The organism is Candidatus Woesearchaeota archaeon, assembly GCA_021735165.1.
GTDB lineage: Archaea > Nanobdellota > Nanobdellia > Woesearchaeales > 21-14-0-10-32-9 > JAIPET01.
Genome location: JAIPHP010000003.1, coordinates 55,302 through 66,239 on the forward strand (window position 1 = coordinate 55,302; position 10,938 = coordinate 66,239).

Here is a 10,938-nt window from a genome sequence, read left to right on the forward strand (position 1 = left end):
TCAGAACGTTGGAGGAACGTTCGCTTTGCTCAGTTCCTCAGTTAGAGTTTTACTTGAATATTTTTATTATTTTTACTGGGCAGTCTTTTGCTGCTTTTTCATTTTCTTCTAGAAGAGCAAGGTCAAGGTCTGTTACGTATGTGTCTCCTTTCTTTTCAGAATCTTTCAGGTCTGCTTTTCCGTCTTTTTCGTTGATTTTCCACATGCTCGGACAATTCTCAACGCATGAGTTACATCCGATGCAGTCTTTTCTGTAATGAACTATTTTCGCCACTTTGGTTTCACTCTTTTTTATTGAATATTAAGAAGTCAATATCTGTTATTGCTTTTATTTTGTGATATGTTCTTTCTGGTATTTCAAATTTTGCGGGAGCTTCAAGTATTTCTGTTTTGTCTTTAATTGTGATTTCTGCTCTTCCTCTTATTAAATATATTAATTCATATTCGTTTATTTCATTATCTCCTGAAACTGTATCTTTATATCTGTAAAGTATTTTGAATCCTTTTGCTTGGTATGTTTTTCCTTTTTCGTTTTCTTTTATTAGTTTCATTTTTCTTCTATTATTACTTCGCCGTCTCTGATGGCTTTGTATGGTTTGCTGTTTGTTTTGCAGTATTCTATTTCTTTGTTTATATCTTCTGATTCGTTATGGTCTGAATCATAGTGCGGCATGAATGCGTAATCTATGAAGCCGAGTCCTTCCCATATTATTTCTTTTTGTTCTTTGTATGGAGTTTGCGGGTTGTCTACTGTTTGATATACTTTAAGAGAAGGTGAAAGTACGCATCCAGCTGCGCTGTATCCTGCGTAGAGAAAGTTTTCTTTGTTTTCTTTGATGTTGTTTAGTATTTTATCCATTCCGCTTAGTTTCATTGCTTGTCTTAATACGTATGTGTTTCCGCCGCTTATGAAAACTGCTTTTATTTGTTTAAGTTTTTGTTTTAGTTCTTGTTCTTTATTGAAGTATTGTTTAAGATCTAAAAGTTCGCACTGAAGTCCCAATTCTTTTAATGAGTTCATGTCTTTTTCTATGTGTTTTTGTTTTCTTTTTGGGTCTGCTCCTTCAAAATCTAGTGCATTTGGAATGTATGCTATTTTTTTAATTGGCGTCATCTCTATTAATTTGTCTGTTTCTTTTCCAAGTCTGTATGATGATAAGTATAGTTTCATTTTTCTTCTATTATAATAAAAAATTTATCGCCTTTTCTAACTTTGCCTGGAACTTTGAAACTTATTTCTTGTTTCTTTTTTCCTGTTTCTACTTCTCCGTCGTCTGCGTGTATTTCTTCTATTGTTCCTTTCATAACGCCTGTTGTCGGACCAGTTATCATAAAGTTGTTGCCTTTGTTTACTTCTCTTGCTTCAAGTAATGCTGATGCAACTCCTAGTTTTTCAAAATAGTTTGTTATTTTTCCTGCTAAGTGTTTTTCAACAGTGGTCTTTGAACCTTCTACTCCTGCCCATTCATTTATTTTCTTTCCAAGGTAATATCCGCCTTCCCAGAAACCTCTGTTGTAAACTGATTTTAATCTTTTCATCCAGTTTTCTATTTTTTCTTTTGTGAATTCGTTGTTTTTTATTGCTTTAACTGCTTCTTTGTAGCATTTCACGGTTTCATCAGCATAATCAGGGCTTCTTCCTCTGCCTTCAATTTTTAATACGGAGACTCCGGAATCAAGAATTTTGTCTAAGAATGGCAGTGTGCATAAATCTGATGGAGACATTACGAATTTATTATCTATTTTTAATTCATCTCCTGTTTCTTCATCTATTACTTTGTATGCTCTTCTGCAGTTCTGAAGACATGCACCTCTATTTGCACTTGCATTGTATGTTGAAAGAGACATGTGGCATTTTCCACTTATCGCTATACACAATGCTCCGTGGACAAAGATTTCAATTTCTACAAGTTTTCCTTTTGGTCCTCTTATATCTTGTTTTTTTATTTCTTCACAAATTGTTGTTATTTGCTTTAATGTTAGTTCCCTTGCTAAGACTACTACGTCTGCGAATTGTGAATAGAATTTTACTGCTTCTATATTTGAAACGTTTATTTGTGTTGAAATATGAACTTCCAGTCCAATTGATCTTGCGTATTGTATTGCTGCAATGTCCATGCATATAACTGCTGTAAGTTCTGCTTTTTTTGCAGCATCGCATATTCTTTTAACCATGTTCATATCGTGGTCGTACACGATTGTGTTTACTGTAAGGTAGGATTTTACGTTATTGTCTTTGCAGATTTCTACTATTTTTGGTAAATCGTCGAGCATGAAGTTGGCTGAACGTGAGCGCATGTTCATCTGTTCCACACCAAAATATATTGAGTCTGCACCCGCATTAATTGCTGCTCTTAATGATTCGTATGAGCCTGCTGGCGCCATTATTTCTATTTTTTTGCTTATCATGTTGCTTTGGAGTGGTTTTTTGCTTAAGAATTTTATGGTAATGTGAGAATTTTCGTGTTATCTAACTTAAATTATTTGTTATGGGGATTCTTGAAAGGTTCGGGGGTTAGATAAAATTCATTATCTTTTTCAAACATTATTCCTATGTCGATATTTTTTGCTATTTGTGTATTGCTTTCCCCATATTTTTTTCTTAACTCTTCTTCTTGATATTTTGAAGATGTCCAGTTTCTATTTTCAAGGTCTGTTTTCATTTTTTGGAATTCGTTACTTTTTAATATTTGAGTTACCTTATCGACATTTATATCAACTTTATGATTGTCTATTGCGTATCCTGTGAAGAATTCTCCGTTTTTGTGTTGTATGTGATGACCTCCCTCTGTCAAGACTTTTCCATTTGAGTTAACTAAGTATTTGGTAGCGCCTAATGTCACTACGGTTCCTTTGTCTGTTTCATAGGCAGAGTGATATGAAGGCCAGTCGGTGTTGGGTCTAACAACAGTAATATCTTCCAAGCTTTCTTGAATATTTTTCAAGTCTTTGATGTTTCTTACCAAATCCTGTATTGCCATTCTATCTATGTAAATAATCTCCATCTATATATTTTTCTTTTTTTATCCCTGTTTGATGGTAAAAAGTTCTTTATTTTTGCTTATCGTGCTTCTTAGAATTAAGTTTTATCTTAAGAATTTTATGGTGTTAGTACTGCAAAATATCTCTTTTTTCATAGGTACTTTCATTTATTTGTTTGTTTTTGGTGTACTCGAAATCATTTATAAACAACATCTTTCTACTAACAGTACTTCCAAAATTTAGAAGTATTAAAAGGTTAAAATGTTCAAAAAAATATTAGAAAAAATAGCAAGATTCCAAGTAAAGAATCCGTATATTACTGTTCTAATAATCTTAACAATAACAATAATCTTATTTTCAGGAATGCAAAACGTAAGAACTGTTGCATCCATGGAAAAGATGATGCCTCCTCAAGTAGAAGAAATAAAAGCATTCAATACCTTGCGCGATAATTATTTAGGGCAAGACATGGTTGCTATTGTTATAAAAGTAGACAGGGAAAGTTCTGCAACAGAAGGCGTAATTGATGTTCGAGACAAAAGAGTAACAGAATATGTTCAGTCTTTAAAAAAACTCATAGAAGAATCTCCCGATATAAGACAAGCATACGCTTCTTCTGACATAATAGAATATGCGATGCAACAGCAAGGAATTGATATGACTATAAGAGAACTTCCCGATAATTATTATGCACAAATACTTTCAAATCAACAGGTAAAAGACCAGCTTTCTAATTTTATTAACGATGATTATTCAGTAACTATGATTCTAGCAACAACAGATATTGCTGCAGATGATTCTCGTATGAACCTTCTAGCAACTAAAGTATTGCACGATATTGATAGTATGGGAAAACCTCCAGGAGTTGAAATAAAAGTTACAGGAACACCAATAATACAACAAAAACTAGGAGAGCTAATAGCTCAGGATAGAAGCAACACTCAATGGATATCCACAGGCCTAGTATTTCTAATTACCATGATATTGTTTGGAACATTCACATCAGCCTTAGTTCCAATAATAATAGTAACAATCAGCGTTAATTGGCTCTATGGGATAATGGGATATACGAACCTTCCAATAAGCACACTTGCTGGTGGCGTTGCAGCAATGGTTATTGGAATAGGGATAGATTATTCCATTCATATGATGAACAAATTCAAAAATGAAAGAAAAAAAGGAAATTCAATAGAAGAATCCGCAGTCAAAGCAGTAACGGAAACAGGAACCGCTCTGACAGGAGCAGCAGTTGCAACTATCTTAGCATTTTTAGCATTTTTACTAGGAGCAATGCCTGAAATGAATCGATTTGGACTATTAATGGCGATAGGTGTTAGTAGCGCTTTTATTCTTAGTATCTTTGGATTGCCTTCATTGCTTATAATTGAAGAAAAAATAATCCACGCAATAAGAAAAAAACTACACTTTGGAATAGAAGGAGAATATCAACTTTGCGATGTTAACGAAATACATCCTGAAACACACGAAGAAATTTCTTCAGACAAAGTAAAAAATGAAGAACTAAGAACCATGCTTAAAGGAAAAAAAATAATAAAGAAAAAAAAGGAATTAAAATGAACGAACTTGAGAAACTAGGACAAAAATTAGGAATTGCACAAAGCAAAAAACCAACACTATTCCTATTTTTACTAATACTTATTATAATTATAACTTTGCCAGGAATACCTTTACTTTTAGGAAACGTAGAGCCAAGTTTAGAAAAAATACTTCCTCAGGATGTACAAGAAGTTCAGACTATGAACGATATGCGAGCACAATTTGGAGCAGACATGATGTATGTTCTTGTAAAAGCTCAAGGACCAACTTACGACGTTCGTGACCCAGACGTTTTAAAATATGTCGACATACTTTCTGAAAGAATAAGAGAAAACGAATATATATTGCAAGTGCGTAATTTACCTGATTTAGTAAAGCAAGTCAACAACGGAATTATACCAGAATCAAATCAAGATATACAAAAATTAATGAATTTAAATCCTAACACTCCCAGTTTCATAAATCAAGATTATTCCATGACAATAATAGAAATAAGAAGCGATACAGGCGCAACATCCGAAACAATAGCACAAGTCGTAGAAGAATTAGAAAACGAATTTATGATTACGCAAGACCAAAACCCCGGAGTTAGTTTACAAATAACAGGATTTAATTCAATAGATAAAGCAACATTTCAAGTAATAATACAAGACTTTCAATACATAACAGGATTTTCATTTCTCTTCATGCTAATATTCCTAGGATTTTATTTTAAATCTATCAAAAAAATAATTGCATCTGTAGTTGTGATAATGACTGCAGTGATAATAACCTTGGGAATAACAGGATATTTAGGCCTAACTATAACTGTAGTAACGATGGTAGCAGCCGCAATGATAATGGCTCTTGGAATAAGCTATGGGATAAACGTAACGGTAGAATACTATTTACTAAGAAAACAACACAATAAAGAAAAAATTCTACCAGAACTAAATAAAAACATGATAAGAGCGCTAATCGGCAGTTCTTTAACAACAAGCGCAGGATTTTTAGCATTATTATTTGGAATAATACCTGCAATGAAAACTTTAGGAATAGTTCTTGCAATAGGTATATCAATAACGCTACTCATTAGCATACTATTCCTTCCTGTGATATTAATACTACAAGATAAAAAATACGAGGTAAAATAAAAATGAAAAAAACAATACAAATACTAATAATTGGAATGTTGATGGTTATAATGACTCAAGTAGTGAGCGCCAATCTAATATTGGACTCTGTACAATTTGATCCTCCAATAATAACATCTGGAGACCAAGTAGATTTATACGTTCAATACCACGATGAAATAGATGCAGATGACGATAGAACAAACAACCCAGACTACGAATTTAAAGTAGTTTTAGATTCTGCAGATACAATAACAAAAGAATATGTTACTATATTTGATGCGGATGGAGACGATCAGGCAAACAAAATAATTGCAGGCGCTTATTATTACAAAAAATACAGACTAAAAATAAACCAAAACGCACCAGCAGGAACATACCAATTTAAACTTTCAGGACAATGGTATTACAAAGGAAACCCAGAAAATACAGTAAGAGAAAGAACATTTCTTATGACTGTAAAAAAAGAAGGCATAATAATGAATGTAGCTCAATTGAGAACGGAACCCGCAGAAGTAAGACCAGGAGACAATTACGTTAAAATCGTATCTGTAATAGAAAACTCTGGAGAAAAATCCGCTAAAAGCATAGAAGTTAATTTAGAATTGCCTCCAGACATAACAGCATCATACACAGACAACAACAGACAGTATATTGGCATTTTAGCACCTGGAGAGAGCAAAGAAATAAACTTCTTTGTAGACATAGATAACTACGCAAAAACACAAATATACAAAGTAAACTACAACTTTCAATACATGGACTTAGACAATAACAAATATGAAAAAGAACAACAAACACCATTTTACGTAAAACCAAGACCTTACTTAGATATTACAAAAACAGAAGGAAGCGGCTTAGCAGGAACAACCTCAAACCTAAAAATATACGTCAAAAATACAGGAACAGAATCAGCAGAAAGCGTAGATGTAAGAATAGTAAAACAAAATTCGCAACCATTCAACTTTGATGTAAGATCAGACTACATAGGAGAACTGGAACCTGGCGAAGAAGGAATTGCAATAATCCCGGTAAGCATAACAAGCGATGCAGAAATCAAAACGCATGATTTTAAAGTAATGATAAGAAGCAAAGGAGACAGCGATGAAGGAGATGACAACATCTACACATACAACAGAAGAGCAAGTTTTGAAGTCACAGGAACAAAGCCAGACTACACAACTCCAATAGGCATAGCAATACTAGCAATAATCGTTTTGTTCCTAATAAGCAGAGCAATAGTAAAGAACAACAACAGCAAAGCAAACAGAGCAAAGAACAAGAAGTGAAATAAAATAACAGTCGCCTTGGTGAAAATTTGAGGAAAGCATAACGCGAATGCGTTAAAGCTTTTGCTTTCCGGTTCAGTTTTGTAGTCCATAGGACACAACAATCACCGCGACGTATGAGGTGTAATAAAATGATGAAGAAAAAAAACTTAATGCGTTTAATCATAGGTTTACTAGTAACGCTAAGCGCAGTACTAACATACCTATTCAGCCCATGGTGGCTCATCCTAACGCTATTTGTAGGATTAAACCTAATCCAATTCTCATTCACGAATTGGTGTTTAATGGAAGTAATTCTGGAGAAGATTGGTATAAAAGATTAATTTTTCTTTTATTATATCGTGTGTGTCTAAAAGTAGTTTTGCAACGTGTTTTCTACTATTTCTTAACTTATTAACTCTTAAAAAATAATAAATTAGACTTAAAAAATAGATTAGTAAAAATAATATTGTGGTGCACAAATAATATTTCTCAGATATTATGTTCATTATAGATATGTAAATAGATACTATGCCTATTGAAAGGGTCACTATTATTGTTATAAAAAGACTGATATCTGAATTTATGCTATCGAGATTTATTTGATTTAGTTTGAAAGTATACTACGTAGATTTTATTTCATTTTCTTTTTTCATTTAATGCCATACTCCTATTATATTTTTTCTTCTTCTGAATCTGAATGTTCCAAATGCACCTATTATTGCTAATGCTAAAAGGAATAACACTAATACCCATTCTGAAAAAGTTGTGCCTGGTGTTATTAACATCGCAAAACCGAATATGATTAGTATGTATATTGATATTATTGAAGCTATTGCAGATATTATTCTTAATATCCATATGTTTAAATCTGACATTAAGTTTAATCTGTTTATTTTTTTAAGAACTAACCAAGTAGTTTTTCCAAATAAGTATAAAGAAGCTATTACAAACAACCAAATCAATGGAATATTAAATGTACTAAGTTCTTTATTAAAATAATAATCTATAACTAAACTGGCCACTAAAAATATTAATGAATATAAGATGTATTTATTGGTATATCTGATTTTTTTCTTTCTTTTAAACTTCTGTTTTGTTTTGTGAAAATTTTTTTCGGGTTTATTTTTATGAGGGTTTCTTCGATTATGGTTTTTTCTTCTCATAATTGTTAATTTGCTTATTCTCTTTATATATTTTCTTTGAAATTCTGATAATATTTATATGCTGATATTGTTAAATATGTTATTATTGGTGGTTACTTTGCAAAAAAAGATATCTGGACATTATTTCTTGACAAGGATTTATAATCATATTTTTCAAGAGTTTATTTCTAAATATGATGATTCTAAGGTTGTCGGATATACGCATAGTACTACAAAGGAATTTGATACTAAATCATATGGAAAATATTATTTTTTAACTCAAAAAATTATTGATTATAGAAATAATATTTTGAACATGGAGTCTATTTCTGAAGAAAACATTGTTTTGGTATTAAAATATATTATTTCTTTATATTTTGAACATGACAGACCTTTTGATTTAGAAAAACCACTTAAAGAATTATTATCATATTCTAATCAAGAATTTAATGTAGATTTATATGATTTTTTTGAACAAGAAAATTTGATTTACGAACGAGAACTGCAAAGAAGACTGGAAGAGAAACGGCTAAGGGAAGAAAGAGAAAAACCATTTTTTAAGAAATTAGGAAGTAAAATAAGTTCTTTATTTAAAAAAGAAAAGAGATAATCTTTAAATAATTCATTTCATTTCCATTGTTTATCATGGATGTGGATATTGATATCGAGATTATTATGGGCGATATAACTAAGCTTAACGTTGATGCTATTGTTAATGCTGCTAATAGTTCTCTTTATGGCGGTGGAGGAGTTGATGGGGCGATTCATAGAGCTGCTGGCGAGGGTCTTCTTCGGGAATGCGAACGAATAAGAAGTAAACCTGAATATGTTGACGGCCTTGATACAGGGCAGGCAGTTATTACAAAAGGTTATAATCTTCCTGCAAAACACGTTATTCATACTGTTGGTCCTATTTATGATGCTGTTCCTAATCCTGCTGAACTTCTTGCTAATTCTTATTGGAATTCTTTAAAATTGGCTGAAGAAAATAAGCTGAAATCAATTGCGTTTCCTGCTATAAGCACGGGTGTTTTTGGTTATCCTAAGGAAGAAGCTTTAATGATAGTGGATAATGTTATTAGTGCTTTTGATTATAATTCAATTAAGAAAGTTATTTTGTGTTATTTCTCAGAGGAAGATAGGGTTTTAGCTGAAAAAGAATTCGATAAATAATCATATTGTAAGAACGATTAGATTGGTATTCCCAAGATTTGTTTTTTTAATAACTTCTCTTTGTTCAAGGACTTTGAGGATTCTGCTAATCTTGACTTTGTTGTATCCACTTAGAGCTACAAGTTTATTTTGCTCTATGCTTCCTTTGTTATCAAGTAAAATTCGAACAACTCTTCGCTCTTCACCTGGCAGTATTTTTAGAACTTTTCTTAACTGCAAATCGTTTAGTTTCCACTGAAATAAAACAACGAGTGCGCCTCCAAGAATTATAGAGACAAAGCTTATTCCGTAAACAATTAAAGGCAACGTGCTACTTTCTTCGGAGTAATATATTCCGTTAACTACTGAAAAAGCAACTCCTAATAAAAACACGAGTGCTAATGCAATTATGAGTTTTTTTGGACTTATCTCCATAGTATCATTTCTTTCTTGGTTTTGGTTCTGAGACTTCTTTCATAAGATCTTCATATTCTTTTTTATTGATCTCGCCTAAAGCTAGTCTTCTTTTCAGAATCTGTTGAGGAGTTTCTGTTGTGGTGGGTTTTTGTTCGATTCTCTGATTTTTAAGAAGCCAGAATACCACTAAAAAGAACAATATGAATATTACTACTTGTATGATCCATCCATAACCCATGAATCCAATTCCCGAATGCATTCCGCCATATGTTCCTGGCAAAGCCATAATTATCACCTTTTATAGTTTTAGAATAGTTTATTCTTTTTTATTATTTGTTAATTTTTATCTTTTTTAAAATAAAATAAAAATGAAAAATTAAGTTGTTTATTGAAGCATTGGACATCCGCCAAAGCCAGCACCTTGACCTTTGAATCCTTGTCCTGAATGCATGCCTCTACCTTGTCCATTTCCTAAACCTTGACCTTTTCCTTGTCCAGCCCACGGGCCTTCACCAGTTCCTCTAAATTCGCCAGGTTCATATCCATTTTCTTCCATCCATTGATGTCTCTCTTGCATTAATTCAAAGTCTTCCCGGCTTTGAACTCTGTGCATCACAGGGTACCCGACTTCATTTCTATATGCTTCTAAATCAGCATAAGTTCCAGTTTCCAGTATGCTTTCTACATCTTCATGATGTTCACCATTCATTGGTCCTAATCCGCCATATGCACTAGCCAGCCCGACTGTAAGAAGAGCTATAAGTGCAATTCCAAATACTAAATATTTTTTATTCATTGTTTTCACCTCACAATTCATATAGTTTCAATATGTGAAACGAGGTATATTGGTTTCTGAAACCAGTAGAAATTAACTGAAACTATCAATGAAAAATCATCTTACATAGAAATTTGCGTATGCTTTTGCATATTCTTCTATTTTCAAAGTCCAGTCATTTTTTTGCATATTCTTATATTCTTCAACACCCATTTTAATAAGAATTCTTTGAGGAATAGTTGTGTTTTCAGGATATTTAACTCTTTGAGCTTGCACAATTTTTTCAACCAAAGTTATATATTCTCTTTTAGGGTCTTGTATTTCTTGTTTTTCCATAAGTTAGTTCAAGGTAAACTGTTTGTTTATAATATTTTCCTTTAATCTAAAAGAGTGTGTTATCCCAAAACTATTTCCCTACGGAGAGTTAAATCAATGTATGAAACTCACAAGAGGGAAACTCATGGAAACAATTAGGCGAAAAAACGAGGGTGAAACTACTTATCAAGTTCGTAAAATTGCTGGCGTGAGTA

16 protein-coding genes are annotated in these 10,938 nt (G+C 32.4%); 6 read left to right on the forward strand and 10 right to left on the reverse strand.

The window, feature by feature from the left end; translation table 11 throughout:
* Positions 1–49: 49 nt before the first annotated feature.
* From K9L97_01335 to K9L97_01355, 5 genes are all read right to left on the reverse strand, one after another.
* On the reverse strand, positions 50–274 hold the full coding sequence (locus tag K9L97_01335) for a ferredoxin (GenBank protein ID MCF7871652.1): 225 nt from the start codon (positions 272–274) through the stop codon (positions 50–52).
* Between the two features lie 7 nt (positions 275–281).
* The gene (locus tag K9L97_01340; GenBank protein MCF7871653.1) at positions 282–551 is read right to left on the reverse strand and encodes a hypothetical protein; all 270 of its coding nucleotides are present in this window, start codon (positions 549–551) and stop codon (positions 282–284) included.
* Positions 548–1,171: a peptidase E gene (locus tag K9L97_01345; GenBank protein ID MCF7871654.1), complete on the reverse strand. Its 624-nt coding sequence runs from the start codon at positions 1,169–1,171 to the stop codon at positions 548–550. The genes K9L97_01340 and K9L97_01345 overlap by 4 nt, the downstream gene beginning before the upstream one ends.
* A complete protein-coding gene (locus tag K9L97_01350; GenBank protein MCF7871655.1) occupies positions 1,168–2,409 on the reverse strand; it encodes a U32 family peptidase in 1,242 nt (413 codons plus the stop codon). Before K9L97_01350 ends, K9L97_01345 begins: the two co-directional genes overlap by 4 nt.
* 71 nt (positions 2,410–2,480) lie before the next feature.
* Positions 2,481–2,981 (reverse strand): hypothetical protein, encoded by a 501-nt coding sequence (locus K9L97_01355; GenBank protein ID MCF7871656.1) that lies wholly within the window; start codon positions 2,979–2,981, stop codon positions 2,481–2,483.
* A gap of 262 nt (positions 2,982–3,243) precedes the next feature.
* Here K9L97_01355 and K9L97_01360 point away from each other — a divergent pair, with 262 nt between their 5' ends.
* The 4 genes from K9L97_01360 to K9L97_01375 all read left to right on the forward strand — a co-directional run bounded on the left by K9L97_01360 (position 3,244) and on the right by K9L97_01375 (position 7,263).
* Positions 3,244–4,560 (forward strand): MMPL family transporter, encoded by a 1,317-nt coding sequence (locus K9L97_01360; protein MCF7871657.1) that lies wholly within the window; start codon positions 3,244–3,246, stop codon positions 4,558–4,560.
* Positions 4,557–5,672 carry an MMPL family transporter gene (locus tag K9L97_01365; protein MCF7871658.1) on the forward strand — a complete coding sequence of 372 codons (1,116 nt, stop codon included), beginning with the start codon at positions 4,557–4,559 and terminating at the stop codon, positions 5,670–5,672. Before K9L97_01360 ends, K9L97_01365 begins: the two co-directional genes overlap by 4 nt.
* A gap of 2 nt (positions 5,673–5,674) precedes the next feature.
* Complete coding sequence (locus tag K9L97_01370) at positions 5,675–6,940, forward strand: hypothetical protein (GenBank protein ID MCF7871659.1); 1,266 nt, start codon at positions 5,675–5,677, stop codon at positions 6,938–6,940.
* Positions 6,941–7,074: 134 nt separating this feature from the next.
* A complete protein-coding gene (locus tag K9L97_01375; protein MCF7871660.1) occupies positions 7,075–7,263 on the forward strand; it encodes a DUF2892 domain-containing protein in 189 nt (62 codons plus the stop codon).
* A 312-nt stretch (positions 7,264–7,575) separates the two neighbouring features.
* On the opposite strand, the gene K9L97_01380 is transcribed toward K9L97_01375, so the two are convergent.
* Positions 7,576–8,085, reverse strand: coding sequence for a hypothetical protein (locus K9L97_01380; GenBank protein ID MCF7871661.1), 510 nt, complete (start codon positions 8,083–8,085; stop codon positions 7,576–7,578).
* A gap of 97 nt (positions 8,086–8,182) precedes the next feature.
* Between K9L97_01380 and K9L97_01385 the strand changes: the two genes are divergently transcribed.
* Together K9L97_01385 and K9L97_01390 are read left to right on the forward strand one after the other, a co-directional pair.
* On the forward strand, positions 8,183–8,674 hold the full coding sequence (locus K9L97_01385) for a hypothetical protein (GenBank protein MCF7871662.1): 492 nt from the start codon (positions 8,183–8,185) through the stop codon (positions 8,672–8,674).
* Positions 8,675–8,709: 35 nt separating this feature from the next.
* The gene (locus tag K9L97_01390; GenBank protein MCF7871663.1) at positions 8,710–9,237 is read left to right on the forward strand and encodes an O-acetyl-ADP-ribose deacetylase; all 528 of its coding nucleotides are present in this window, start codon (positions 8,710–8,712) and stop codon (positions 9,235–9,237) included.
* Here the strand turns inward: K9L97_01390 and K9L97_01395 are convergent, their stop codons facing one another.
* The 4 genes from K9L97_01395 to K9L97_01410 all read right to left on the reverse strand — a co-directional run bounded on the left by K9L97_01395 (position 9,238) and on the right by K9L97_01410 (position 10,744).
* Positions 9,238–9,651, reverse strand: coding sequence for a hypothetical protein (locus tag K9L97_01395; protein MCF7871664.1), 414 nt, complete (start codon positions 9,649–9,651; stop codon positions 9,238–9,240).
* A gap of 4 nt (positions 9,652–9,655) precedes the next feature.
* A complete protein-coding gene (locus K9L97_01400) occupies positions 9,656–9,919 on the reverse strand; it encodes an SHOCT domain-containing protein (protein ID MCF7871665.1) in 264 nt (87 codons plus the stop codon).
* A gap of 99 nt (positions 9,920–10,018) precedes the next feature.
* Positions 10,019–10,429, reverse strand: coding sequence for a hypothetical protein (locus K9L97_01405; protein MCF7871666.1), 411 nt, complete (start codon positions 10,427–10,429; stop codon positions 10,019–10,021).
* Positions 10,430–10,525: 96 nt separating this feature from the next.
* Positions 10,526–10,744 carry a hypothetical protein gene (locus tag K9L97_01410; GenBank protein ID MCF7871667.1) on the reverse strand — a complete coding sequence of 73 codons (219 nt, stop codon included), beginning with the start codon at positions 10,742–10,744 and terminating at the stop codon, positions 10,526–10,528.
* Between the last annotated feature and the right edge of the window lie 194 nt (positions 10,745–10,938).

Bases quoted from the DNA above. Each gene is read 5' to 3' on its own strand.
- K9L97_01345 (MCF7871654.1), bottom strand. From the start codon at position 1,171: ATGAAACTATACTTATCATCATACAGACTTGGAAAAGAAACAGACAAA.
- K9L97_01380 (MCF7871661.1), bottom strand. From the start codon at position 8,085: ATGAGAAGAAAAAACCATAATCGAAGAAACCCTCATAAAAATAAACCC.
- K9L97_01340 (MCF7871653.1), bottom strand. From the start codon at position 551: ATGAAACTAATAAAAGAAAACGAAAAAGGAAAAACATACCAAGCAAAA.
- K9L97_01410 (MCF7871667.1), bottom strand. From the start codon at position 10,744: ATGGAAAAACAAGAAATACAAGACCCTAAAAGAGAATATATAACTTTG.
- K9L97_01365 (MCF7871658.1), top strand. From the start codon at position 4,557: ATGAACGAACTTGAGAAACTAGGACAAAAATTAGGAATTGCACAAAGC.
- K9L97_01370 (MCF7871659.1), top strand. From the start codon at position 5,675: ATGAAAAAAACAATACAAATACTAATAATTGGAATGTTGATGGTTATA.
- K9L97_01375 (MCF7871660.1), top strand. From the start codon at position 7,075: ATGAAGAAAAAAAACTTAATGCGTTTAATCATAGGTTTACTAGTAACG.
- K9L97_01360 (MCF7871657.1), top strand. From the start codon at position 3,244: ATGTTCAAAAAAATATTAGAAAAAATAGCAAGATTCCAAGTAAAGAAT.
- K9L97_01395 (MCF7871664.1), bottom strand. From the start codon at position 9,651: ATGGAGATAAGTCCAAAAAAACTCATAATTGCATTAGCACTCGTGTTT.
- K9L97_01355 (MCF7871656.1), bottom strand. From the start codon at position 2,981: ATGGCAATACAGGATTTGGTAAGAAACATCAAAGACTTGAAAAATATT.
- K9L97_01400 (MCF7871665.1), bottom strand. From the start codon at position 9,919: ATGGCTTTGCCAGGAACATATGGCGGAATGCATTCGGGAATTGGATTC.
- K9L97_01405 (MCF7871666.1), bottom strand. From the start codon at position 10,429: ATGAATAAAAAATATTTAGTATTTGGAATTGCACTTATAGCTCTTCTT.
- K9L97_01350 (MCF7871655.1), bottom strand. From the start codon at position 2,409: ATGATAAGCAAAAAAATAGAAATAATGGCGCCAGCAGGCTCATACGAA.
- K9L97_01390 (MCF7871663.1), top strand. From the start codon at position 8,710: ATGGATGTGGATATTGATATCGAGATTATTATGGGCGATATAACTAAG.